A 24535-nucleotide genomic window follows, 5' to 3' on the forward strand; every position below is an offset into this window, starting at 1 on the left:
CTGTGAGCACCTGCGCCAGTTACTTCATCTCAAAAGTACACTCGTTAATGCCCAGCTTGTTTTTGGAGTGCAGCTCTACCGGGAAACCCCACAGGTACCGGATATGCTCCAGGGTATCTTTGGCACTACTGGCGTCCAGGCGGCGGTCTTTCTGGATGTAGTGCGTCAGGTATAGTTTGCTAGTTTTATGCAGATCTACTTTGGTTACCTGTATGTTGGGCACAAAGGAAGCACGGTCGTACTGCTGGCTGAGCTGCTCCCGCACTTTGCGGTAGCCGCGCTCGTTATGGATGGCCCCGATCTCATACTCCTCCTCCTGCTCGTCGTCCACGATGGTGAACAACTTCATGTCGCGGATAACTTTCGGGGAGAGGTACTGCAGTATAAAACTATCATCGCGGAAGTTCTCCATTACGTAATGCACCTGCTCCAGCCAGTTTTTGCCAATCAGGTCCGGAAACCAGGCCCTGTCTTCTGCGGTAGGCTCCTGGCAGATGCGCTTGATGTCCATGAAGATGTTAAAACCCAGGGTATAGGGGTTGAGGCCCGAGTAGAATTTGCTGTTGTACTCCGGCTGGTACAGCACGCCGCTGTGGCTTTTCAGGAACTCCAGCATAAAACCGTCGTTCACGTAGCCTTCCTCAAACATCTTGTTGATGATGTGGTAATGCGTAAAAGTGGCAAAGCCCTCGTTCATCACCTTGGTGGCACCCTGCGGGTAAAAGTACTGCGATACCTTCCGCACGATCCGGATGATCTCTCGCTTCCACTGCGGCAGCGCCGGCGCATACTTCTCTATAAAGTATAAAATGTTCTCCTCCGGCTCCTTCGGGAACCGATGCTCCTCCCCTGTATTTACCTCCGGCATATTGGGCGCAGTTGGCAGGGTTCGCCATAACTCGTTGTAGTTCTCCCTTTTAATGTGAGTCAGCTTTTTCAGCCTTTCGTTCTCTTCTTTTGCGGATACTTTGGACGGCTTTCTATACTTGTCTACCCCGTGGTGCATCAGGGCATGGGCGGCATCCAGCACCAACTCCACCTCCTCCTCTCCGTACTCCTCCTCACACTTCAGGATGTACTCACGGGCAAAGGCCATATAATCCACGATGGATTCCGCGGAGGTCCAGTCCAGGAACATATAGTTGTTGGCGAAAAAGGCGTTGTGGCCCTGGCAGGCATGGGCAATCACGAGCAGCATCATACAGGTGGAGTTGTTCTCCATGTTGTAGCTAATGCAGGGGTTGGAGTTGATCACCAACTCGTAAGAAAGCCCCATGCGCCCTTTGGTATAGTTGTTCTGGTTCAGCACGAAATCCTTGCCGAATTTCCAGTGCGGGTAAGACGTAGGCAGACCGGTCAGGGCATAGGCATCCAGCATCTGCTCCGAGGTCACGATCTCGATCTGGTTGGGGTAGGTTTTCAGCTTCAGGTACTCCTGCCCTATCCTGCTGATCACCTCATCTGCCGCCTCCAGCGTTTCATAATCCCAGTTGGGGTTACAAAACATCGCTCTGTATTTCTCTTTATCTGTCATTTCTAGGGTGTTTTTGCGTATCACTTAGCACGAGGTCTGCAGCATTCCTCAACTGTTGATTCGGATCTGCAATCCGCTTGCCTGCCAATTGCCACTGCCTTTGCTAAGCGGATTAAAAATCCGCAGGTTATATACTTTCGGATTGCAAATCCGAAAGAGCACATTTCCCCTATTGCGCTGCCGCGAGCTTGCAGCTCGTGCTTCCAAGCGACTCAGGTGTTAAGCAGTACGAGCTACAAGCTCGCACTAGCGAGGGACAGTTTAAAATTACAGTAGTTTAGGCTGTTACCTCACTCCGCTTCCGGAACAAGCCCTGGAACACCGGCCAGATCTCGTAGGGTTCGTACACATGCCGGATGGAAAAATCCTCGTCATTGCTGATGCGGTTGTAGGCTTTCCAGAGGTCGCTTTCCCTGCTTTTATCGTTGATCTCGATATAGGCCATGTATTGTATGTTCGGAAGTATGGTTTCCAGCACCAGGTTCTTACACTCCAGCGCATCCTGCTTCGACCACACATCGCCATCTGAGGCCTGGCAGCAGTACACGTTCCAGCTCTCATCGTAGCGTTCGCGCATGATCTGGTCCATCAGCTTCAGCGATGGGGCTACCACCGTGCCCCCGCTCTCCCGGGAGTTAAAGAACTCCTCTTCGCTTACCTCCTTGGCCTCGGTGTGGTGGCGGATAAATACTAGCTCCACGTTCTTGTACTGCCTTGTCAGGAAGATGTAAAGCAGCGTGAAAAACCGCTTGGCGATGTCCTTTTCGTGCTGGCCCATAGAAGCCGACACGTCCATGATGCAGAACATGACAGCAGAAGTTACCGGCACCGGTACGCGCTCAAAGTTATTGTAGCGAAGGTCTATGTCCTCGAAAAAAGGGATGGTGCTGGCCTGCCGCCTTACTTTCTCCAGTTCCAGCGCCAGTGCCTCTTTGTCGGCTTTCTTGCGGGTTCCGGCCAATTGCTCCTCCAGCTTCTGCAGCTTTTTGTCAAACACGCCTTTCAGGGCCAGCTGCCGCCCCAGCGACTGCTGGAAACTGGTTTTGATATTGAGCCGGGAGGGTACACTGTCGCGGGTATAACCTGCCCGTTTCATCTTGAAGCTTTCGGTACTATCCATCAGCTTCTTCACCATATTAGGCAACTCCAGATCGTCAAAAAAATACTTCAGAAACTCCTCCCGCGACAGCACCACCGTAAACTCATCTTCTGTTACGGTAGGGTCATTTGAGCCTTTGCCCCTGCCGCTTCCTTCGCCACCTTTGGGTTTGGGCACGCGGTCACCCTCGCTGAAACGGTCGTTGCCGGGCTTCACGATCTGCTTTTTGCCTGTATTGGGGTCATGCCGGAAATGAGGCTCGTCCAGTCCGCGCACCGGCACCTTTACGCTGCCGCCGGATTTACTGTCCTTGATGCTCTCCTGGCTAATAATGTCCGGAATGGCCTTTTTGATCTGGTTTTCCACCCGCTTCAGGAACTTCTGCCGGTTGCCGGTAGATTTCCCCTTATCGTTCTTCCGTCTGTCAATAATATGGCTCATGATTATTCCTCGTATTAGGTATCACGTATCATGTATCACGATTTCCTTTCCATACCACTACCGTGCTACGTGTGTCGTGATACGTGATACAATCTACGCCATTGTTTTTCTTACCCGCATAAACCAGTCTACCAGGATGCGGATCTGCTTGTCGGTGTAGCCGCGCTCACGCATTCTCCTGGTAAAGTCCCGGTGCTTTTTCTCGTCCTCCTCGTTGCTCTTCACATTAAAGGAAACCACCGGCAGCAAGTCTTCGGTGTTGGTAAAGATCTTCTTCTCGATCACGTTCTTGATCTTCTCATACGAATCCCAGCGTGGGCTCTTACCGGCATGGTGGGCCTTGTAGCGCAGGAAGAAGTTGGTCACCTCGGCCCGGAAATCCTTCGGATTGGCAATGCCCGCCGGCTTTTCGATCTTCTCCAGCTCCTCGTTCAGTATACTTCTATCGAAGATCTCGCCTGAGTCCGGGTCGCGGTAATCGTTGTTCTGCATCCAGTGGTCGGCATAGATCACATACTTCTCGAAGATGTTCTGGCCGTAAGAGCTATAAGACTCAATGTAAGCTTTCTGGATCTCGTCGGAGATGAACTCGGCATACTTGCTGGCGAGCAACGACTTGATCAGGTGCAGGTACTTGGTCTCCGTTTCCGGCGGCAGCATCATCTTGATCACCTCCTGCTCCAGCACATAGAGCAAATGCACCGGGTTGGCCGCGATCTCCTCACTATCGAAGTTGAACACCTTAGACAGGATCTTGAAGGCGAAGCGGGTAGAAATGCCCTGCATACCTTCGTTTATACCGGCATCGTCGCGATACTCCTGGATAGATTTGGCATTAGGATCGGTTTCGCGCAGCGTTTCGCCATTATACACCCGCATTTTAGAGTAGATGCTGGAGTTCTCTGGCTCCTTCAGCCTGGACATTACAGAGAATTCCGCTAGCAGCTCAATGGTCTTTGGAGCGCAGGGAGCTTCTCTCAGGGAGCTTTCGCGGATCAGTTTCTCGTAGATCTTGATCTCCTCGCTCACGCGCAGGCAGTACGGCACCTGTACCTTGTAAATACGGTCCAGGAAGGCCTCGTTCTTCTTATCGTTCAGGAATTTCGCCCACTCGCTCTCGTTGGAGTGCGCCAGGATGATGCCATCGAAAGGGATGGCCCCGATTGGCTCGGTGCCTTTGTAGTTCTTCTCCTGGGTGGCGGTAAGCAGCGGGTTCAGCACCTTGATCGGTGCCTTAAACATCTCCACGAACTCCAACAGGCCCTGGTTGGCCAGGCAGAGGCCGCCGGTGTAGGAATAGGCATCGGGGTCGCTTTGCTGGTACTCGGCCAGTTTGCGGATGTCTACCTTACCCACCAGCGTGGAGATATCCTGGTTGTTCTCATCGCCTGGCTCAGTTTTGGAAATGGCGATCTGCTCCTGAATGGAAGGGAACAGCCGGATCACCTTGAAGCGGTTGATGTCGCCGTCGAACTCGCGCAGGCGCTTGGATGCCCAGGGGCTCATACAGCTCGGCACGTAGCGCGCCGGTATGCCATACTCCTCCTCCAGTTCATCGGTATAATCGGCAAACAAGCCCAGCGGGCTCTCGAACACGGGGCTTACCTCATCACCGGCCTTCAATACATAGATGGGGTTCTGCTGCATCAGGTGCTTCAGCTTTTCGGCCAGGGAGCTTTTGCCGCCTCCCACAGGGCCCATCAGGTACAGGATCTGCTTCTTCTCCTCCAGGCCCTGCGCCGAGTGTCGGAAGTACGAAACGATCTGCTCTATGGTACTTTCCATACCATAGAAGTCCTTAAAGGCAGGATATATCTTGATCTTCTTATTCGAGAAGATCCTGCTTAGCACCGGGTCCTGGCGCGTGTCCAGCACTTCAGGCTCCCCGATGGCATCCAGAATCCTTTCTGCAGGCTTGGCATATGCCTTCGGGTCCGTCTTACACTCCTCAAGATAGGCAGCTACTGTCATCTCGTTCATGGAGGCACTGTAATTGGTCTTGATCTTTTCTAAAATGTTCATATCGGGTGTTTGTTATAACATGTTCAGAATCATCTTTATAAAGAGCACCAAGCAGTATCTCGCTAAGTTTCCGGAGGCCGGGGTACTGCTAAGCTAACTTCTGATCATAGGGTATGAGTTTTTCTATGGTTTATGTTTTGCCTTACTAACAAGAGGCGGTTCCTTTACTGTGCTGTACTTGCTTCATGAGCTGGCAAGCGAACTGCCTGTTTATACTTTTATATTAATACAAGTGGAAAGACGCGCAGGAGTTTTGGCTAAGAGGTTGAAAGTATATGATGGCTTCCTGCAATTCTTTTCCCAGCTTAAAACTGGTGAACCTGGGTTGCGGGTAATTACTGGCAGCCACCTACACCCCATGTTACTGAATACGTAAATAAAAAATCTTTGCCACCTGATTTGAAAACTAATGTAGCCTGCCGCTACACGTGGGTGGTTACCAATGGAACATCTTTTTTATACTTAAGATTCAAAATTGCTTATACTTTATAACAACAAGTTCATATATCATCTCAAATTCATTATAGCGCAAAGCAAAACAGATAGTTTCCAGAGTTTGGCAAGTATAAACCCGGAAGGTGCGTGATCTTAAAAGAAAGGGCCTGCTACGGTAGGGAAAGCGGGATAAAAACGCAATTAAAAGCGGCTGCGCAGGTATATTAATTTAACTAAATATCGTAGTTTCGTATTTAACATCACCATAGCAACAGCCACCTAACCTAAACAACCTGACAATATGAGCCAGTTAGTGATTAACTCTCTTGAAGAACTGACAAAGTATGAAGGCACCGAAATGGGTGTATCCGATTTCCATACTATCACGCAGGAGCAGATAAACAAGTTTGCCGACGCCACCATGGACCACCAGTGGATTCACCTGGATGCGGAGCGCGCCAAAAACGAGACGCCGTTCGGGGCCACCATCGCGCACGGCTACCTCACGGTGTCGCTGCTGCCTTACCTCTGGTCGCAGATCACGGCTATCCACAACCTGAAAATGCAGGTGAACTATGAGATAGAGAGTCTGCGGTTTAATCAGGCCGTGACCGTAAACAGCCGCGTGCGTCTCAGAGCCAAACTACTCTCGGTGAAGAACCTGCGCGGCATTGCCAAGGCACGCCTGGAGGTTACCCTGGAGATAGAGGACAGCAAAAAGCCGGCTTACACGGGCATCATCACCTTCCTGTACCACTTTAACGACTAAACGCTTGGGCTTGTCGCCCTAGTCATCATCAGTATATTTTTTTCGTGGGGACCTATGCAAGAGTATAAAAACCTGCCTATTTACCGCAAGGGAGAGGAGATCTACCACCTCACCTCCCTTATTGTGGAGTTGGTGCCCGAGGAGGACGACCTGCTGCAGCACCTGCGGGAGATGATGCTACTGGATGCGGCCATGTTGACGGCAAAGGTGGCCGGCGCTTACAGTGGGGACCTCTATGACATACAGATGGAGAATGCCGTGCTCATACGCAAGGCGGCCCGCGACCTGCTCACCAACTGCACCGCCCTGGAGATGTACGGTTTTGAGGACACCACCTATCTCCCACTCTTGCGCCATGCCATAGAAGAGTACAGGCAGCATTTTGTGAAGTGGATCTCCGGCTTCGACCCCTGGAATTATGTGTGGGATGAGTGGGAGCTTTTTAACCCGCCCGGGGCCAGCAAGCAGGATGATGCGTTTTAAGGCTTGCCCGTCTCCTTTAAAGTACAACCAACGTATATACCCTGCCGTTGCCCGTACTTTGGCGGTATAAGCCCGAAACTCACCCTTTTGTTTCCAAACGCTAACCGATTAAAAGCCTTTCATACTTGCGTAAGTTTTAAAACTTCTGCTTCCATACTTTGTTGCTCCTGTCTTAGCCTACACCTTCGCAGGACCCGATTACCGCAGCAATGACGAAAACGAACACCAGGCCCGCAGCGCCTCAGCTTACCCGCTCCACCCTCTGGCTGATGACCATTGCCGCTGGCATGGTGGTAGCCAACAACTACTATAACCAGCCGCTTCTGGTAAAAATAGCGGATACGTTCCAGGTGCCCGAGGCGCAGGCAGGTATAGTGGCCATGCTGTCGCAGGTGGGGTATGCCATTGGCCTGCTGTTCATCATTCCGCTGGGCGATATGCTGCGGCGCAAGCGCCTGATCCTGATTGACTTTGTGCTGATCATACTTTCTCTGCTCCTGGCGGCTTATGCACCCAACATTTATACGTTGATGGCGGCCAGTCTGCTGATTGGGGCTACCTGCGTGGTGCCGCAGCTTTTCGTACCAATGGCTGCGCACCTGGCCAAACCCGAGGAGCGCGGCAAAGCCGTGGGCACGGTTATGAGCGGGCTGCTCGTAGGTATACTGTTCTCCCGCACGCTCAGCGGCTTTGTGGGCGAGCACCTGGGCTGGCGCGCCATGTTTTTAATAGCGGCCGGGTTGATGCTGGTGCTGTGGGTAGCGCTTTATTTCCTGTTGCCGGAGATACACCCGGAATTCAAGGGCAATTACAAAAGCCTCATGAAGTCGCTGCTGCACCTGTTCCGGACGGAGCCGGTGTTGCGCCTTGCCTCCGCCCGCGGGGCCCTGTCTTTTGCCTGCTTCGGCGGCTTCTGGACCACGCTGGTTTTTCTGCTGGAGGGGCCTCCGTTTTTCAAAGGCAGTGATGTGGCCGGCGCGTTCGGATTGGTGGGCGCCGGCGGAGCCATCATGGCCTCCGTTATGGGCAGGCTCAGCGACAGGTTTGACACGCGTTACATCCAGATGGCAACTTTGGTTATGATTATCCTGGCTTATGTGGTCTTCGGTTCCTTTAGCTACAGCATCCTGATGCTGGTGGTTGGCGTTATACTGCTGGACCTGGGCCTGCAGGGCTCGCATATCTCGAACCAAACGCTTATCTTCTCGCTGGACCCGGCAGCCCGCAACCGCCTGAACACGGTTTACATGTTTACGTATTTTATGGGAGGCGCAACCGGAACCATACTTGCCACCCAGGCCTGGCAGCTATGGCGCTGGAGCGGCGTGGTACTGGTAGGCCTATTTTTTTCATCGCTGGCGCTGGCCGTGCATTTGCTGTTTTCCGGCAAAGTGCGCAAGGCCTTATAACTTAGCACCTCAATCAGGGTATACTAAAAGGAGCTTATCACCTACATACTATGGAAAATCCGAATCTGGAGAACTGGGATGAAGCACGTTATAAGGAGCTGAACACCTACTTCCGTATCAAAATAGAGCAAATGCTGCAAACCAACCCGAACCTGCTGGCACAACAGCAGGAGAGCAGCACCTTACATTTGCAGCAGCTTGTGGCAGAGTTCGGTGAGGAGGACAAAGAGCGCTGGGAGGAGTTTATCCGGTTGGACAAGCTTAAAATGGAGGCTGCCATGTGGGACCACCTGCACGGCAGAGGCTCCCGCTACCGCCCCGGCATTGGTTTCACCAACCCCGATCAGGACACCTCCTGGTAACCTGTTTACCCCTCAAAGCTATACTTTGCCATGCTCCAAAACTCATCCAGGGCAATGATGCGGGGCTTCAGAAAGGAGATAAGAGCCGGCCAGTCATCCTTATTGAATACGTTTACCGACGCTATTTCCCTGTAGATCCGGCTAACTACCCGCCCCGACTCGTCGGAGGTATGCAGCAGCCACTCCCACTCCTCCCCCAGTGCCTCATGCAGCATGGTCTTATGCTCCATAAACTGATCAAAAACCAGCTCCTGTAATTCGGTATCGGGGTGCGAGAGTTCAATGGCGATATACCCGCGCTTGTTGTCGGCGTTCATCCGGAAATAAATATCCTTCACTCCGGTCTTATAGTTGAGCCAGTTAACCTTCCAGCCATCGGCGGAGAGCTGCGGAGAAAGGTACTGGCCGAAAACGGTCCAGAACTGCTGCCTGATCTGAGATGCCTGCTCACGGGTATACATGCTGCAAAATTAGCCACTTTACGGCTCTAATGCTACACCTTGCTGCCTTGCTATACTTTACCCGGTCGGTCTGCTACCGGGCTCCAGCGTGTTTTGGTATTCGTTTCCTGCAGGATCTATCATAAAACAAGTATACCTCCCCTTCCTAACTGCCAGAAGTATAACTAATCTGACAAATGATTTAAGAAAAATGAAACATTTTGGTGCGTTCTTACTTTAAGAGATGGGGTAATTTAAGGTAAGCCGGTCATACATTGTCAAATTAAGATATAATGCAAAGGCCGCGTTTCATTTTAGAACAATTTTACCTAATTTCGCTTCATTAAGAGACACAACTACGCAAACAAAAGCTAATACACATGTCAGAATTTGCTGAAATAATTTTAGAGGGTAAAACCTACCAAATGCCTGTTGTAGAGGGTACTGAGAATGAAAAAGCTATAGACATTTCTTCTCTTCGCGCTCAGTCAGGCTATATTACCCTGGACTCAGGCTATAAAAACACCGGTGCTACTACCAGCGCCATCACCTTTCTGGATGGTGAAAAAGGCATTCTGCACTACAGAGGCTACCCTATTGAGCAGCTGGCGGAGAAGTCTAACTTTATTGAGGTAGCGTACCTGCTGATTTACGGCGCACTGCCAACCGCAGATGAGCTGAGCGACTTCAGCAACAAGATCAGACTGCATACTTTGGTAAACGAGGATATGCGCAAAATCCTGGATGGCTTCCCTTCAGCAGCACACCCAATGGGTATCCTGTCTGCCCTGGTTAGCTCGCTTACGGCTTTCTATCCAGAGTCGCTTAACCCGAACCAGACAAAAGAGGAGCTGGACCTGTCTATCATCCGTTTGATGGCTAAGATCTCTACTATCGCTGCCTGGTCTTACAAAAACTCTATCGGCCACCCGGTAAACTATCCTAAGAACAAGCTGGACTACTGCTCCAACTTCCTTCACATGATGTTTGCCTACCCAACCGAGGATTACGAGATTAACCCGGTGGTAGTAGATGCGCTGAATAAGCTGCTGATCCTGCACGCAGATCACGAGCAGAACTGCTCTACCTCTACGGTACGTCTGGTGGGTTCTGCTAACGCCAGCCTGTACTCTTCTGTTTCTGCCGGTATCAGCGCCCTGTGGGGCCCGCTGCACGGTGGCGCCAACCAGGCTGTTATCGAGATGCTGGAGCAGATCAAAGCAGACGGCGGCGATTCTAAGAAATTTATTGAGAAAGCGAAGGACAAGGATGATCCTTTCCGCCTGATGGGCTTTGGCCACAGAGTGTACAAGAACTTCGACCCGCGTGCCAAAATCATCAAGAAGGCTGCCGACGAGGTTATGAGCGCCCTTGGTATCAACGACCCGATCCTGGACATTGCCAAAGAGCTGGAAGAGGCTGCCCTGAACGATCCGTATTTCGTGGAGCGCAAGCTGTACCCGAACGTGGACTTCTACTCAGGCATCATCTACCGCGCCATCGGCATCCCGACTGACATGTTCACTGTGATGTTCGCCCTTGGCCGTCTGCCAGGCTGGATCGCACAGTGGAAAGAGATGCGCGAGAACAAGGAGCCTATCGGCCGTCCGCGCCAGGTTTACACTGGTGCCACTGAGCGTGATTACGTTCCGGTTGAGAAGCGCTAATTCCGCTACTTGTGTAAGTATAAGAAAGGCTGGCCCAACGGGTCAGCCTTTTTATTTTGGCCCTGCACCACAATATGAACCGCTCCATTTTATGACTGCCAACAGGTAAGTTTATTGGACGTTACTGTCCGAATAACGAAAAGAAAATCTACAGCCAGGTAACCGTTACCAGCTATGAAGCCGTATGCCAAGACTAATTCTACAGGCAATCACCTACAGCAATCATAGCTTAGGACTACCTTATATGCGTATGGATATATATCATGTCAACAGCAAAAAAACTTAGCTTTTATTTATCATTAGTGGCAGGTACGCTGTTGATACTGATCACCCTACTGTCCCTGATTTACGATGTCCGGTTCTGGTTTCTGAAAGCGCTGGATTTCCCCAGGGTGCAGGTGCTGATCGGCCTGCTTCTCACCCTCATTCTGTTTACGGGGGCTAAAGACCAATGGAAGTTCCCGTCTTACTCCATTGTAGTTGGCATGATCTGCTCTATCGCGATACAAGCGCGTTTTGTGTTACCTTATACCATATTCGCCTCTGAAGCAGTAGAAACCTTGCCTCCTGCTTTAGCTGATGACAGCAGAACCTTTAGCCTGTTGGTGGCTAATGTCTGGATGAAAAATGAGCATGTGGATGACTTCCTGCAAATCGTTTATGACACAGATCCTGATATCGTGCTGGCCATGGAGACAAACAGCTGGTGGATAGAACAGCTCTCGCCTCTTCAGGAAGCTTTTCCGCACAAGGTTGTTTACCCCCTGGATAACACCTATGGTATGGCGCTGTACTCCAAACTGCCGCTGCAGAACATACAGATAAAATTCCTTAAAAAGGAAAAGGTGCCTTCCATACACACGGAGGTAAAATTATCAGGCAACGCGTATTTTGTGCTACATGCCATGCACCCCGTGCCACCCAAGCCCAGCAAGCACCCTGATAATGTAGGTGAGGAAGAAGAGGAGTTGCTTAAGGTAGGCAAAATGGTACAGCAAAGCCAGTTGCCGACGGTAGTAGCTGGCGATCTGAACGATGTCGCCTGGTCTAAAACATCCCGCTTGTTTGGCATCGAAAGCAAACTCGGGGACATACGCATCGGGCGCGGCCTGTACAGTACCTTCGATGCCACTTCTTTTATCATGAGGTGGCCCTTGGACCATATTTATGTATCCAATGCGTTCAAGGTGGTAAACCTGCAAAGGCTCCCAAAATTTGGCTCAGACCACTTCCCACTTTATGCTGAACTGGCGCTAACAGAATAGGCGTTCAGGTTTCGATATAACAGGTTTGCTGATGGGTAGTCTCTGTTCGGCTTAAGCTACCGTCCCTTCCCTCATAGTTAAAGTCAGGTATAATGCTTACTTTGTTACAGATATGGCTTTCATACCCACACCCTTATATGAAAAAACTTTTACCGCTTCTGACGCTGCTTTTGCTCTATATGGCCACGGCCACTGCACAACAGACACCCGATATCCTTCCGCTTCGTGACAGGGCCGTTTTGGAGGATGCCCTGCTACAGGAACGCCTGGAGAAACTGCTCCCCGACCTTATGCGGCGTAATGGAATTGCGATGTGGCTGATCGTTGCGAGGGAGTATAACGAGGACCCTGTGGCCAGCACCATGCTGCCCGCTACCTGGCTGGCGGCACGCCGCCGCACCATCCTGCTGTTTACGGATTTGGGCCAGGGGAAAGGCGTTGAAAAGCTGGCCGTGGCCCGCTACGATATCGGCAGCCTGCTGAAAGCGGCCTGGGAACCCGAGCAGGAGCCAAACCAATGGAAGCGTCTGGCGACCCTTATCGCAGATCGTAATCCCAAAAATATAGGTCTTAACTATTCCCCTACTTTCGCCCACGCCGACGGACTGACCAAGGCAGAGTATGACAGCCTGCTGCATTACCTGCCTGCCGCTCAAAAACAGAAGGTTGTGTCGGCAGAGCGCCTGGCCGTAGACTGGCTGCAGACCCGCACCCCACACGAGCTAGAGTTGTACGAACAGATCAGCCGCCTGGGCCATGACATTATTGCGGAGGGCTTCTCGGAAAAAGCCGTGGTGCCCGGCAAAACTACTACCGAAGATGTGGTGTGGTGGTTTCGGGAGCGCATCGCGGAACGCAAACTTACTGCCTGGTTTCACCCGACCGTGGATATACAGCGTGCTAACCCTGGCGCCGGGGATTCGCAACGCCCTTTCTCCGAACGCCCGGCCCAGGAAGTGATACAGCCCGGCGACCTGCTGCACGTGGACCTGGGCATTACCTACCTCGGCCTGAATACAGACGTACAGCAACTGGCCTATATGCTAAAGCCTGGAGAAACACAGGCACCACCCTACCTCAGAAAAGCGCTGGCCACTGGCAACAGGTTGCAGGATATCCTGACTTCCGCGTTCAGGGAGGGTAAAACCGGGAACCAGGTTCTGAAAGAGGCACTGGCAAAGGCAAAACAGGAAAACATTAACGCCACTATTTACTCCCACCCCATCGGCTACCACGGCCACGGCGCAGGGCCGGCCATTGGCATGTGGGACCAGCAACAGGATGTGCCAGGCACCGGCGATTACCCCCTACGCTACAACACCGCCTACGCCATAGAGCTAAACGCCAAGGTAACCCTGCCCGAATGGAACAACAAAGAAATCCGGGTGATGCTGGAAGAACAGGCAGTGTTCACACCCAAAGAGGTTTACTACATCGATGGCAAACAGCAAGAGCTGCTGCTGATACCGCGCGTAAACCAACAGTAAAAGCACAGTTATCTACACTCGCAAACATACGCTTGCTTTAATGGCATGCCAGTAGCAGAAGCAAAGCGCTTGTACCTGAACCTTAATTCCTAAACCCATACTTGCTCAAACAGGCCAGCCCCGCAAGCTGGACTGTTTGTTTGCCGCTGCCGCGCAATGACCTGCGTCATTTTATCCTTGCCACTACCGGCCTAACTTGCACGTATACTTTATATCCACCGGATTTATACTTTAATGACCAGGATCAGGCTTACGCGTTTATTTACTTTCGAAACCGCCCATGCACTTTTGAACTACGATGGCCCCTGCCGCCGCATACACGGGCACTCTTACAAGCTGGAAGTAACGGTTATGGGCACGCCTCTGGTGGAGGAGGAGCATCCTAAAAACGGCATGGTGATGGATTTCGGAGATCTGAAGCAGCTGGTGCAGGAGCACATCATCCGGCAGTTCGACCATGCGCTGGTGCTGTCCCAGGGCACGCCGGACGACTTGCTGGAGCCGTTGCGCAAGTATGAGCACAACCTGGTGCTCACCCCCTACCAACCCACCTGCGAAAACATGCTCATCGACTTCCAGCACCGCCTGCAACGCATCCTCCCCGACCACGTGCAGCTGCACCACCTCAAACTCTGGGAAACCCAAAATTCCTTTGCCGAGTGGTTTGCAGAGGATAACCATTAAAAAAAATCAGAATTTATACTTTGGCAGCGGGCTTTTTACTTGGGATACAAAAGTACAAAGCCCGCTGCTTTTGTGTGACATTCCATTTCCAGAGAGCCAGCCAACCCTCAAATAGAGAAAAATTTTGTGCAGGAGAAAACTGGTAAATGAATATATTTAGATGTAAATGTATACCTTTAGTCCCTGTTACTGAACAACCTATACTTAATAATCCAACGTCCAATTTTAGCCTATGAGAACAGCTTTACTTTTGATTGTTTCCTTATTTTTATCCTTTGATAACATTTATGCCCAAAGCCTTATACCTGGCTTTGTTTTAAATAACAGAGTTGGCATTCAGGTAAGCGAGCCAGAAGATGTGGCAGTAGATAGCCAAGGGAATATCTATTTCGTGGATGGAACAGTTAAGAAGTTTCGTTACCATGAGTTTTTAGGAACGGAAGACCTGACCTTCGCACCTGAAGGGCTTAACAGAGAAAACTACGGTACTTATGATATTGCCCTCGACCAATATGATAATCTTTTTGTAGTAAGTTATACTTATTCAAAAGTGGCAAAATTCAGCCCAGAAGGCAAGTTATTGCTTGTGTTTGGAGTAGAAGGTGATGCCCCCGGGCAGTTTAGGTTTCCTGAAGGAATAGCTGTCAATTCAAAAGATGAGATCTATGTGGCTGATAGTGGCAACGAGCGAATCCAGCGGTTTGATAAAACAGGAAGGTTATTGCAAATAATCCCGTTAGACCCAACCACGGGTAACTATTTCGAAGCTCCCTTGAGTATAGACTTTGACAATAGTGACAACCTTTATCTTTTACACAACCCTGAAAACAAAATAGTTAAGTATTCCCCAACGGGCCAAAAGCTTCTTGAGTTTGGAAATGAGCCATACGATTCAGTAAGACTTGACACTCCCTGGAAACTTGCAATCGATAAAGTCGAGGGTGAGATTTATGTTTCTGACGAAAATTTAAAATCTTTCAATGTTTACACTTTGAATGGAGGTGTGAGATACTCTCTGAAATGGGTATACAATTATCAACATTCAATAGGAAATAAAAACAGCATTGCCGTCACGCCCTATGGCGATATAATTTTAGCGGATAAAGGCCTTCTAAGTGGTGGACAGATATCATCCTATGATAAAGGGCATACGGGTAATTACACTTGGGGTAATCGGTGGCAAAATGTTGATCTAACTATTGATGAAGCCGGTACCGTGTACATGTTGGATGTATCTGGAACCATCACCAAGTTCAATTCTCATGGCGAATTTGTCATGACATACGGTGAGAAAGGCACATTTAGAGCTGGTTTACCAAACCTAGTCATCAAAGCTCCTAAGGCAATCACATCAGACCTATTTAACAACCTTTATGCCCTAAGTAACCCAGGATTAGCCAATGACACGACGGCCATTTATAAGCTCGATAAAGAAGGGAAGCTTTTATCCATATTTGCCGACCTTGGTCCTAATACAGAAACAAGTACATATACAGACCTGGCAGTAGATCCAGCTGGTAACATGTATGTGGCAGATTTAACTGGAGGCCTCATACACAAACTTAACTCAAGCGGTATACATTTAGGGACAATCGGTAGTCTTGGCTTTGGACCAGGAGAGCTTTGGATGCCTGTAGCCATCACAATCGATAAGGCTGGCATTATCCATGTACTAGACTATAACGGTGGCAGAATACAACAGTTTGACTCTAAAGGAAACTTCATCCGTCAATTTGGCAAATTTAGTAAAGATGAAGGTTCAATTGAATCGAACAGTGACATGGCCTTAGACAGCAAGGGGAATATTCACGTTGCTTCTAACCTGGGCCAAAGGCGCTACTTTATTTTTAGCTCAAAAGGTGATTTACTTTATGAAGCACTGGATAGCAAGGTAAATCACATTGCAATAGATCAGCTTGGCACCAACCTTGTGCTCGATGACGACCAAGCTGATGGCTACTCCCTTTACACCGCCAACGCATACGAAAACCCACAAAGTGTGATAAAAGGTATTGTGTACAATGACGCCAATAATGATTGTATTCTTAATGAAGGAGAAAGAACACTTTCAGGTATCGTGGTAATGACAAACCCAGGACCTTACTATGCCATAACCGATGTTAATGGAGGTTATACTTTAGCTGTAACTCCCGCCGAATACACATTGCATACCACAATTCCTTATCAAGAGGGCAGAACGATCACAGCAACATGCCCCACACAAGAGAAGGGGAATCTTGTTAAAATTACTGATCCAGGGCAGCTTATCCAGAACATTAATTTCGGCAATTTTGTCTATGCCCCTGCACACCTTATTGTCAGTGTAAATTCCACGCGCCGCCGCCGCTGCTTCGAGAGCACCACAACCGTACGATACGTAAACTCCGGCTTTGCCCCCGCATCGGATGCCAAGGTATATGTGAAGCTGCCGGCCGAGGTGGAATTGCTTTCTGCAGACAAGACCTATACTCGCCTACCCGACGGCACGTATGCGTTTGCCGTGGGCGACCTGTCAGCCGGGCAATCAGGCATCATCACTATACAGGACAAAGTTACCTGCGGAGACGAGAGTGTGCGCGGCCGCACCGTCTGCACCCGCGCCTGGATTACGCCTTCTAACAACGCACCCGCCCAGCCAGTGCCTACCATCTCCATCACGGGCCGCTGCAACTCCGAAACAGGTATGATCCGCTTTGTGATCCGGAATACTGGAACAGCTGACATGGAGCAGCACGAAATATTTCGCAAGTTCAGGGACGGCAGGCTGTCCTCTAAAGAGCAGTTCCAGCTGGCTGCCGGCGACAGCATGGTGCTGCTGGTACCTTCCATGGGCTATACCTGGCGACTGGAGGCGGACCAGCCGGAAGGCAACGGCGACAACAAACTGGCCAGCGTAACCATTGAGGCCTGTACCGACGCGAATTCAGGCATAACCGTGAGTTCTGGTCTTGTAAATCTCATGCCGACAGATGACGAGGAGGCCGAAAAGTCGGAAGAGTGTATGCCAATCACCGACTCCTACGACCCGAACGACAAGCTGGTGACGCCGTTGGGAAGAACCGACGAGCTTTACACTCCTACCAACACCGAGCTGAAGTATAAAATACGCTTCCAGAACACAGGTACCGACGTGGCCTATCGCGTGGTGGTGGTAGATACCCTCTCCGAGCACCTGGACCTGAGCACGCTGCAGGTGGGGTCCGCCTCGCATGCCCACCGCTTTGAGGTGAGCGGCAAGGGCCGCCCGGTGCTTACCTGGACCTTTGACAATATCATGCTGCCCGACAGCAACGCCAACGAACCGGGAAGCCACGGCTACATCCAGTTCAGCATCAAACCAAAGGCAGACCTGCCGGAGAAGACCGCCGTGGAGAATTTCGCAGACATTTTCTTCGACTACAACTCCCCTGTCCGCACCAACATCACCCTAAACCGCATCTTTAACATGCCGTCGGTGGTGGACGAGGAAGTACGGGTGGACCTGGAGGATATACTGGCCTCACCAGACATCGCTGCTTTTGCGCCTGCAGCAGGCAAGTTCGGGACAGAGATCACCATCACTGGCAAACGCTTTGCCACTGTTGCCACCGGAAACAAAGTATACCTGAACGGGAAAGCTGCCACGGTGGTCAGCGCCACAGCCTCCGAGCTGCGCGTGCTGGTGCCGGAAGGTGCTACAACAGGTGTCCTTAAAATCATAACCCCGGACGGTGGCGTGACGGCAACAGATAATTTTGAAGTATACCAACCACCTGTGCTCAACTCCTTTAGCCCGGCAGAGGGTCTGGTAGGCCAAACCGTAACCCTGAAGGGCCAGCACCTAAGTATAAACCAGTTACCCGAAGTTTACCTGGGCAAGCAGCAATGCGAAGTAAGTATGGCCGGTTCCGGTGAGCTTCAGGTGCTTGTTCCTGCCGGCGCTACAACTGGAGTTTTCAGGATCAGCACCGAGGGCGGAGAAGTGCAGAGCTCACAAACGTACAGGGTATGGCAGCAGCCAGGTATTACGGCCCTGAACAAACGCACAGACCGCGCAGGCAGCGAACTCAGGATAACCGGGGTAAACTTCGCGGAGCAGACAGCACGCAATAAAGTATACTTTGGCCAGGCTGAGGCTTCAGTGCTGCAAGCAACCGTAAGTTCCCTTTTGGTTGCAATTCCATTAACTGCTGGTACTGGTAAGGTAAAAGTTGTTACACCGGGCGGAGAGACCTTAAGCGATCAGACATTTGAACTCATTCCCGCCCCAGTCCTGGTGCAGATGCAGCCGGCGCAGGGCAGCATGGGCACAGTAGTGGAATTGCGCGGGCAACACTTCCTCACTTCCAATAAGCAGGACACCGTCAGCTTTAACGGGATAAAAGCCGTTGTACTAAATGCAAACCCTGATTTGTTAAAAGTACAGGTTCCGCGCGGCGTTAGTACCGGTAAGGTAGAGATTAAAGGGGTGGGCGGTGCAGCACTCAGTGCACAGGATTTTGTAGTGGAAGACCTGACACTGGCCGAATCTGTAATTATCTCCCCCAACCCAAGCGACGGCAGCTTTAAACTTGACCTGCACAGAGCCGACTTTGAGGCGCGACGGCTGCAGGTATACAGCAGCCTGGGGCAACTGGTGCTGGAGCAAAGTATAACAGCGCCTCGCCCGGATGCGCTGCAGGTGCAGCTGCCAAAACCTCAGAGTGGCATTTACTTGCTCCACCTGCACACCGACCGTGGACTGCTTACGTTTAAGCTCTATGTGCGCTAACAAGCAGCAAGTATAAAAGTGAGGGCCGGCAAAGTATGCCGGCCCTCACTTTTTAGGTTAAACTGTAGTACTTACTCCTGCAGCAGCCCCTGCTCCCGCCAACGCATACGGTAGGCATTCATCGCCGTTTCGCCGAGCTTTGTGATGAGGCGGTAATTTACCACCGCCCCGATAGGCGCACCGATCACCGGAATCATCTGGGCCATTTTGGCAAGGTCAATATAGTCGCGGTACTCCTGTTGCAGGCTGCGCCAGTCAAAGGCATTGATATCCTCCGGCAACAGCACCTGCTGCGCCTCCCAATCAGCGATGTGCCGATACACCTTACGCCGGTGCTCATGCGAGCTGAACGCCAGTTCAAAGATATGCAGCAGGTAAACACGCTCCCGGTAATCCTTCACATCATACCCATAAACAGCCGAAATATCATAGAGCAGCTTTAGTTTAAGGCCCAGTAACAGCGGAAAATCCACAAGCCCAAGCAGTATACCTCCTGCCCCCGTTACGCCTCCCTCGGCAGCCGCCGCCTGCTGGTAATACCTGACCCGCTCCCGTACCATGGTTTCGCGCATTTCCAGGGGCAAACCGTCAACGGGCTTCGCGGAAATGTACCCTGCCCCAAACAACACCCCCCTGATCATCTGCTTTATCGCCGTAGTGATGGCCTGGTGCACCCTTTCCGGGATATAACTATTGAGTTTTACCTGTGCCTTATGGGCCAGCGCATTGAACATACCCGGGTTACGCAGCATCTCATGCTGCCACCGCCGTAGCTCATACAGTGCCTGTGCTTCGTAAGGAGACATAAATTGTTAGCAAGTTGAAAAGTAGAGAATAGCTTATCCGCCCTGACTTAAAAGTATGAAAGCCAGCTATTGCCGGCTTTCTGTATTTATTGATTGTCCTCCTTAACAGGCTGCTGTTCCTGCTGCTGTTGTTCCTGTTGCTCCCGGGCCTCCTCGGCAGCCTTCTGCTCCTCTTTCTCCCTCTTCCTGAAGAATCCCCTGAACAGGATATTGCTCTGTAGCGCCTCCATGTTCTCATCAAACTTTTGGGAGCTTGTTTCAAGGTTCTGCATGGTGCGCTGCAGCTGGTTTGCAAACGTCTGATCGTTTAGCAACACGCCTACCGCATTGTTCTCGTTGTTAAACCGGCCGCTTGCCTGCTCCAGGTTCTGCGCCATCTTGGTGGCCGACTGTGTGGCCTCCTCTAGTTGCGCCATAGACTGCTCCAGTTTATTGAAAACAGTAGTATCAGTCAGCAACTCGTTTGCAAGGCTACCTTGGGTGCCCAATTTGCTCGTGAAGCGGCTTAAGTCACGGGAGGCGCGCACGGCATTTTGCGAAGTGCTCTCCAGGCTCGCCACCATACTTTTAAAATCCTTCGCCAAAGTAGAGTCGGTTAGCAGGGTGCCCACAGTGCCTTCGCCGCGTACCAGCCGGTTACTGATCTCGCTGAAGTTGCCCGTGATAGTCGCCAGGTTTTTGTTGTTCTCCTGCAGCGTTTTCATGATATCGTCGGTGTTCAGGTTAGCTTCCGATGCCAGCACGTCCCCATCCTCTACCGGCCCTGCGGCAGGAGTGCCCCCGAATATCTCGATGATTTTGTTGCCGATAAGGCTTTCGGAGCTGATGCGCGCCTTAGAGTTCTCGCGTATAAACTTCCGCGCCGATTCTTCAATGCTCATTACCACCTGCACCTGCGACTCCCCGTGCAGGCTAATTTGCTTCACCGTACCAATTTTCACGCCCGAGAACCATACGTTGTTGCCAACCTTCAGGCCTTCTACATCGCCAAATACAGTATTCACCGTAATGCTCTCGATAAACCGCTTCTGCTGGCCACCCAGCGTCAGGATACCGATCACAAAAATCACGATGGCGACCAGGACAAAAACCCCGACCATGATAGAACGCTTATTTTCTGCCGTATTCATACTTTAGTTTACAAAGTTGTAGTCATAAAACATCTTTACCCGCTCATCGTCGGTGTTAAACACCTCTTCAAATGAACCCTGCCGCTGAAACTGCCCGTCAAGCAGCATAACCATCCTGTCGCCCACGGAGCGGGCGCAGGTAAGGTCGTGCGTAATGATGATAGCGGATGTGTTAAAGCGCGCCTGCACATCATTGATCAGCGCGTTAATCTCTATACTTGTAATGGGGTCTAGGCCAGCGGTGGGCTCATCGTAGAGCATGATCTTGGGCTTCAGTATAAGTGTACGGGCAATGCCGATGCGCTTTCGCTGCCCCCCCGATAGTTCAGAGGGCATCTGGTTTATAGTCTGCAGCAGCCCAACAGCCTCCAGCACAAAATGTATCACCTTATCGCGCTCAGCACGGCCCATTTCCTTTGCATGGCGTATCAGCGGGAACTCCAGGTTCTCGTACACCGTCATGCTATCGTACAAGGCACTGTTCTGGAACGAAAACCCTACCTTCAGGCGCAGTAAATCCAACTCTTTAGGCTTTAACTTGTCCACCTCTTTCCCCAGCACCCTCACCATACCCTCATCCGGACTCAGAAGCCCGGATATAATCTTGATCAGCACGGATTTACCTGTGCCCGAGCGTCCCAGCACCACCAGGTTCTCTCCCTGGTAGAGGTCCAGGTCAACGCCCTTCAGCACCTCAAAATCATCAAAGGCTTTTCTGAGCCCCCTGATCTCAATTACCTTGTTTTCTCTGTTTATGTTTGGATTGATCTTCTTCATATAGTCTGTTTACATGGCCCGGAACAGGTTGATGACCTGCAACGCCAGCAGTTCCTCGATAAACACCAGAAACATGGCCGTTACCACCGAAGAGTTGGCTGCTTTGCCCACACCCTCTGTACCCTTAGATGAGTTGTACCCCTTATAGCTTCCCACCATGCCAATTGTAAAACCGAAAATAAAGGTCTTAATGATGGACGAGAAGATATCCAGGAAAGTAATAGCATCGAACACCTGCGTGATATAGGTGGTAAAGCTTGTCAACTCGTTTTGGCTCACGTTAAGATAAGCTCCCATCAGGGCCACAAAAATGGTGTACATGGCCAGCACCGGCACCATAAAAGTGGTAGCTAGTACCCGGGTTACCACCAGGAAGTTGAAGGGGTTGGTAGCAGAAACCTCCATAGCATCAATCTGTTCCGTTACCCGCATCGAGCCTAACTCAGCCCCAATGTTGGAGCCCACACGGCCTGCCGCGATAATGGCTGTTACCAGTGGAGCCAGCGCCCGGACAATGGCAATGGATACCAGCGAGGGAAGCCAGGAAGTAGCCCCGAACTCCGCCAGCGAGGGCCGCGACTGATTGGTAAACACGATGCCTATGATAAAACCGGTGAGCGAGATGAGCGGCAGCGACCGCACCCCCACCTCATAACATTGCCTTATGACTTCCTTAAACTCATAAGGTGGCACAAAAACCTCTTTAAAAAAGCGGACATGGAAAGCATAGACCTTGTACAGCTCCAGGAAGATCCGGTCTATCCTGCGAGAAACCAAGTACTTCCGTTTTCTTCCCGTGTCTGCCTTATTATCTTTTAATCCCATTCAGAGTCTTTCTTCAGATTTTCTGTGGTGAACCACTAGTAAGATACGAACAGCTAAATTAGTAATTAATATATAGGTTAAACCTAATAAAATTTCCTTTGTTCAGTTGCGGTTATACCTATACGCCTTTAGCATCAAACTGTGTTTAACTCAAGCTTGTTTAATATTTATACTATTATGTATAGGATACTCTTCGCAGCACCATATTTAAGTATTAGTACACCTAAGCCACTGGTGTTTGGCGGCAGCAATTGGCACAGCCTGATGGATGCAATGCCCGTACATGCATGGGTAAAGTATAAAACAGAACGTAAACAAAGATGATGAAAAAGTCCTTCTACAAAGCACTGGCCATGGGCGCTCTGGCAGGAATGAGAAGCATGTCGGCACCCGCACTGTTGAGCAGAGCCCTCCAGGAGCATAAAAACAAGGCCTTGTCCGGCACTCCTCTCAAATACCTGCAAAACAAGTATGTGGCCAATACCCTGACGGGGCTAGCAGCCACAGAGCTGCTGGGAGACAAATGGCCTGGCGTACCCGACCGGATTGAATTACCTTCGCTGCTTGTACGGGCTGCTTCCGGCGCGGCGGTAGGTGCTGCAATTTATGCGGGCAACCATAAAAGCCTTGCAAGCGGAGCAGCAGTTGGTGCAGTGGCGGCTGTTGCAGCCACATATGCCAGCTTCTTCCTACGCAAAACACTCAGCGATAAAACCACTATTGCAGACCCTGTGCTAGGGGTGCTGGAAGATGCCCTGGTGCTAGGCAGTGGCCTCAAAGCCGCACGTGTCTGACCTGTATTGCTACACTTTAGCAAAACAGGTACAGCTTCTGCAGACCAGGGCTAAAAGTATAAGGCTTTACCCAGTTACCGATATTTGCGTAAAAGTGCAGCAGCCGCCTTGACAAGCGGCTCATATTTAGCTATACTTAACAAGACATTTAAATAAAACTATGCCCAAAATTCTGATCATAGACGACGAAAGGGCCATCCGAAGCACCCTGAAGGAGATCCTGGAGTTTGAGAACTATACCGTAGACGAGGCCGAGGACGGGGAAAAAGGCCTGCAACTGCTTGGCAAATCCAAGTATGATGTAGTGCTCTGCGACATTAAGATGCCTGGCATGGACGGCATCGAGGTGCTGGAGAAAGCCATGGAGATCAGCCCTGATTCGCCGTTTATCATGATTTCGGCCCATGGCACCATTGATACCGCCGTGGAGGCCACCAAAAAAGGAGCCTACGATTTTCTGCAGAAGCCACCAGACCTTAACCGCCTGCTGGTAACCGTGCGTAATGCCCTCGACAAATCACACCTGGTAACGGAGACGAAGATTCTGAAGAAGAAGATCTCTAAGACCTATGAGATGGTCGGCTCCTCCCCTGCGCTGAGCCGTGTGAAGCAAGCCATTGAAAAAGTGGCCCCGACCGATGCGCGCGTCCTGGTCACCGGACCAAACGGCTCTGGTAAGGAGCTTGTGGCACGTGCCATACATGAGCACAGCAACCGCGCCACTGGTCCGCTGGTGGAGGTAAACTGCGCCGCCATACCAAGTGAGCTAATCGAGAGTGAGCTCTTCGGCCATGAAAAAGGCTCCTTTACATCAGCCGTAAAACAGCGCATCGGCAAGTTTGAGCAAGCCAACGGAGGCACTTTGTTTCTGGATGAGGTGGGCGACATGAGTCTATCAGCACAAGCTAAGGTACTGCGCGCGCTACAGGAGCATAAAATTACGCGCGTAGGTGGCGACAAGGACATACAAGTGGACGTACGCGTGGTGGCTGCCACGAATAAAAACCTGCTGGAGGAGATAGAGCACAAGAACTTCCGGGAGGACCTTTACCACCGTTTGGGAGTTATCCTGATACATGTGCCACCGCTAAACGACCGCCGCGAGGATATCCCAGACCTGGTGCAGAAGTTTCTGAACGATATTGCCAATGATTACGGCAACAAGCCAAAAACCATCACGCCAGATGCACTGGAATACCTGAAAGGTCTGGACTGGCGAGGTAATGTGCGGGAACTGCGAAACGTGGTGGAGCGCCTCGTGATTATGAGCGGACCGGAAATAACTGCCGAGGACGCCAAAGCTTTTGCCCGCCCGGTGGTAGCATAAGGTAAAAGTATAAAATGGGAGTCAGTACA

19 protein-coding genes and 1 pseudogene are annotated in these 24535 nt (G+C 51.0%); 12 read left to right on the top strand and 8 right to left on the bottom strand.

The genetic code is table 11. The features are described from left to right. Positions 1-19: 19 nt before the first annotated feature. The 3 genes from OO017_RS12330 to OO017_RS12340 all read right to left on the bottom strand — a co-directional run bounded on the left by OO017_RS12330 (position 20) and on the right by OO017_RS12340 (position 5096). On the bottom strand, positions 20-1534 hold the full coding sequence (locus tag OO017_RS12330; protein WP_266052803.1) for a SpoVR family protein: 1515 nt from the start codon (positions 1532-1534) through the stop codon (positions 20-22). Between the two features lie 277 nt (positions 1535-1811). Continuing rightward, the gene (locus OO017_RS12335) at positions 1812-3074 is read right to left on the bottom strand and encodes a YeaH/YhbH family protein (protein ID WP_266052804.1); all 1263 of its coding nucleotides are present in this window, start codon (positions 3072-3074) and stop codon (positions 1812-1814) included. A 93-nt stretch (positions 3075-3167) separates the two neighbouring features. Continuing rightward, positions 3168-5096 carry a PrkA family serine protein kinase gene (locus OO017_RS12340; RefSeq protein WP_266052805.1) on the bottom strand — a complete coding sequence of 643 codons (1929 nt, stop codon included), beginning with the start codon at positions 5094-5096 and terminating at the stop codon, positions 3168-3170. A gap of 736 nt (positions 5097-5832) precedes the next feature. Here OO017_RS12340 and OO017_RS12345 point away from each other — a divergent pair. From OO017_RS12345 to OO017_RS12360, 4 genes are all read left to right on the top strand, one after another. Beyond that, positions 5833-6300 carry a MaoC family dehydratase gene (locus OO017_RS12345; RefSeq protein WP_266052806.1) on the top strand — a complete coding sequence of 156 codons (468 nt, stop codon included), beginning with the start codon at positions 5833-5835 and terminating at the stop codon, positions 6298-6300. A 54-nt stretch (positions 6301-6354) separates the two neighbouring features. Then, positions 6355-6783, top strand: a complete 429-nt coding sequence (locus tag OO017_RS12350) for a hypothetical protein (RefSeq protein WP_266052807.1) — start codon at positions 6355-6357, stop codon at positions 6781-6783. Positions 6784-6992: 209 nt separating this feature from the next. Further along, positions 6993-8192, top strand: a complete 1200-nt coding sequence (locus tag OO017_RS12355) for an MFS transporter (protein ID WP_266052808.1) — start codon at positions 6993-6995, stop codon at positions 8190-8192. Positions 8193-8242: 50 nt separating this feature from the next. Then, on the top strand, positions 8243-8554 hold the full coding sequence (locus tag OO017_RS12360) for a hypothetical protein (protein WP_266052809.1): 312 nt from the start codon (positions 8243-8245) through the stop codon (positions 8552-8554). A 5-nt stretch (positions 8555-8559) separates the two neighbouring features. Here the strand turns inward: OO017_RS12360 and OO017_RS12365 are convergent, their stop codons facing one another. Then, a complete protein-coding gene (locus OO017_RS12365; protein WP_266052810.1) occupies positions 8560-9015 on the bottom strand; it encodes a DUF4268 domain-containing protein in 456 nt (151 codons plus the stop codon). 359 nt (positions 9016-9374) lie between these two features. On the opposite strand from OO017_RS12365, the gene OO017_RS12370 reads away from it, so the two are divergent. The 6 genes and pseudogenes from OO017_RS12370 to OO017_RS12390 all read left to right on the top strand — a co-directional run bounded on the left by OO017_RS12370 (position 9375) and on the right by OO017_RS12390 (position 18847). Further along, complete coding sequence (locus OO017_RS12370; RefSeq protein WP_266052811.1) at positions 9375-10661, top strand: citrate synthase; 1287 nt, start codon at positions 9375-9377, stop codon at positions 10659-10661. A 263-nt stretch (positions 10662-10924) separates the two neighbouring features. Continuing rightward, entirely contained in the window at positions 10925-11926 is a 1002-nt protein-coding gene (locus tag OO017_RS12375; protein ID WP_266052812.1) for an endonuclease/exonuclease/phosphatase family protein, read from the top strand. Positions 11927-12063: 137 nt separating this feature from the next. Further along, a complete protein-coding gene (locus OO017_RS12380) occupies positions 12064-13413 on the top strand; it encodes a M24 family metallopeptidase (RefSeq protein ID WP_266052813.1) in 1350 nt (449 codons plus the stop codon). Positions 13414-13647: 234 nt separating this feature from the next. After that, positions 13648-14097, top strand: a complete 450-nt coding sequence (locus tag OO017_RS12385) for a 6-pyruvoyl trahydropterin synthase family protein (protein WP_266052814.1) — start codon at positions 13648-13650, stop codon at positions 14095-14097. A gap of 586 nt (positions 14098-14683) precedes the next feature. Then, positions 14684-14788, top strand: a pseudogene (locus tag OO017_RS20050) (hypothetical protein); the annotation flags it as partial. A 531-nt stretch (positions 14789-15319) separates the two neighbouring features. Further along, entirely contained in the window at positions 15320-18847 is a 3528-nt protein-coding gene (locus tag OO017_RS12390) for a DUF7619 domain-containing protein (protein WP_266052815.1), read from the top strand. Positions 18848-18918: 71 nt separating this feature from the next. Here OO017_RS12390 and OO017_RS12395 read toward each other — a convergent pair whose 3' ends face one another. The 4 genes from OO017_RS12395 to OO017_RS12410 all read right to left on the bottom strand — a co-directional run bounded on the left by OO017_RS12395 (position 18919) and on the right by OO017_RS12410 (position 22385). Further along, complete coding sequence (locus tag OO017_RS12395) at positions 18919-19653, bottom strand: EcsC family protein (RefSeq protein ID WP_266052816.1); 735 nt, start codon at positions 19651-19653, stop codon at positions 18919-18921. A gap of 86 nt (positions 19654-19739) precedes the next feature. After that, positions 19740-20783: an MlaD family protein gene (locus OO017_RS12400; RefSeq protein ID WP_266052817.1), complete on the bottom strand. Its 1044-nt coding sequence runs from the start codon at positions 20781-20783 to the stop codon at positions 19740-19742. A 3-nt stretch (positions 20784-20786) separates the two neighbouring features. Continuing rightward, positions 20787-21560 carry an ABC transporter ATP-binding protein gene (locus OO017_RS12405; RefSeq protein WP_266052818.1) on the bottom strand — a complete coding sequence of 258 codons (774 nt, stop codon included), beginning with the start codon at positions 21558-21560 and terminating at the stop codon, positions 20787-20789. Positions 21561-21569: 9 nt separating this feature from the next. Next, entirely contained in the window at positions 21570-22385 is an 816-nt protein-coding gene (locus tag OO017_RS12410) for an MlaE family ABC transporter permease (RefSeq protein WP_266052819.1), read from the bottom strand. 320 nt (positions 22386-22705) lie between these two features. On the opposite strand from OO017_RS12410, the gene OO017_RS12415 reads away from it, so the two are divergent. Both OO017_RS12415 and OO017_RS12420 read left to right on the top strand, forming a co-directional pair. After that, a complete protein-coding gene (locus tag OO017_RS12415) occupies positions 22706-23179 on the top strand; it encodes a DUF4126 family protein (protein ID WP_266052820.1) in 474 nt (157 codons plus the stop codon). A 160-nt stretch (positions 23180-23339) separates the two neighbouring features. Next, on the top strand, positions 23340-24506 hold the full coding sequence (locus OO017_RS12420; protein ID WP_266052821.1) for a sigma-54-dependent transcriptional regulator: 1167 nt from the start codon (positions 23340-23342) through the stop codon (positions 24504-24506). Positions 24507-24535 lie beyond the last annotated feature (29 nt).

The sequence above is a fragment of the Pontibacter anaerobius genome, assembly GCF_026241195.1.
GTDB lineage: Bacteria > Bacteroidota > Bacteroidia > Cytophagales > Hymenobacteraceae > Pontibacter > Pontibacter anaerobius.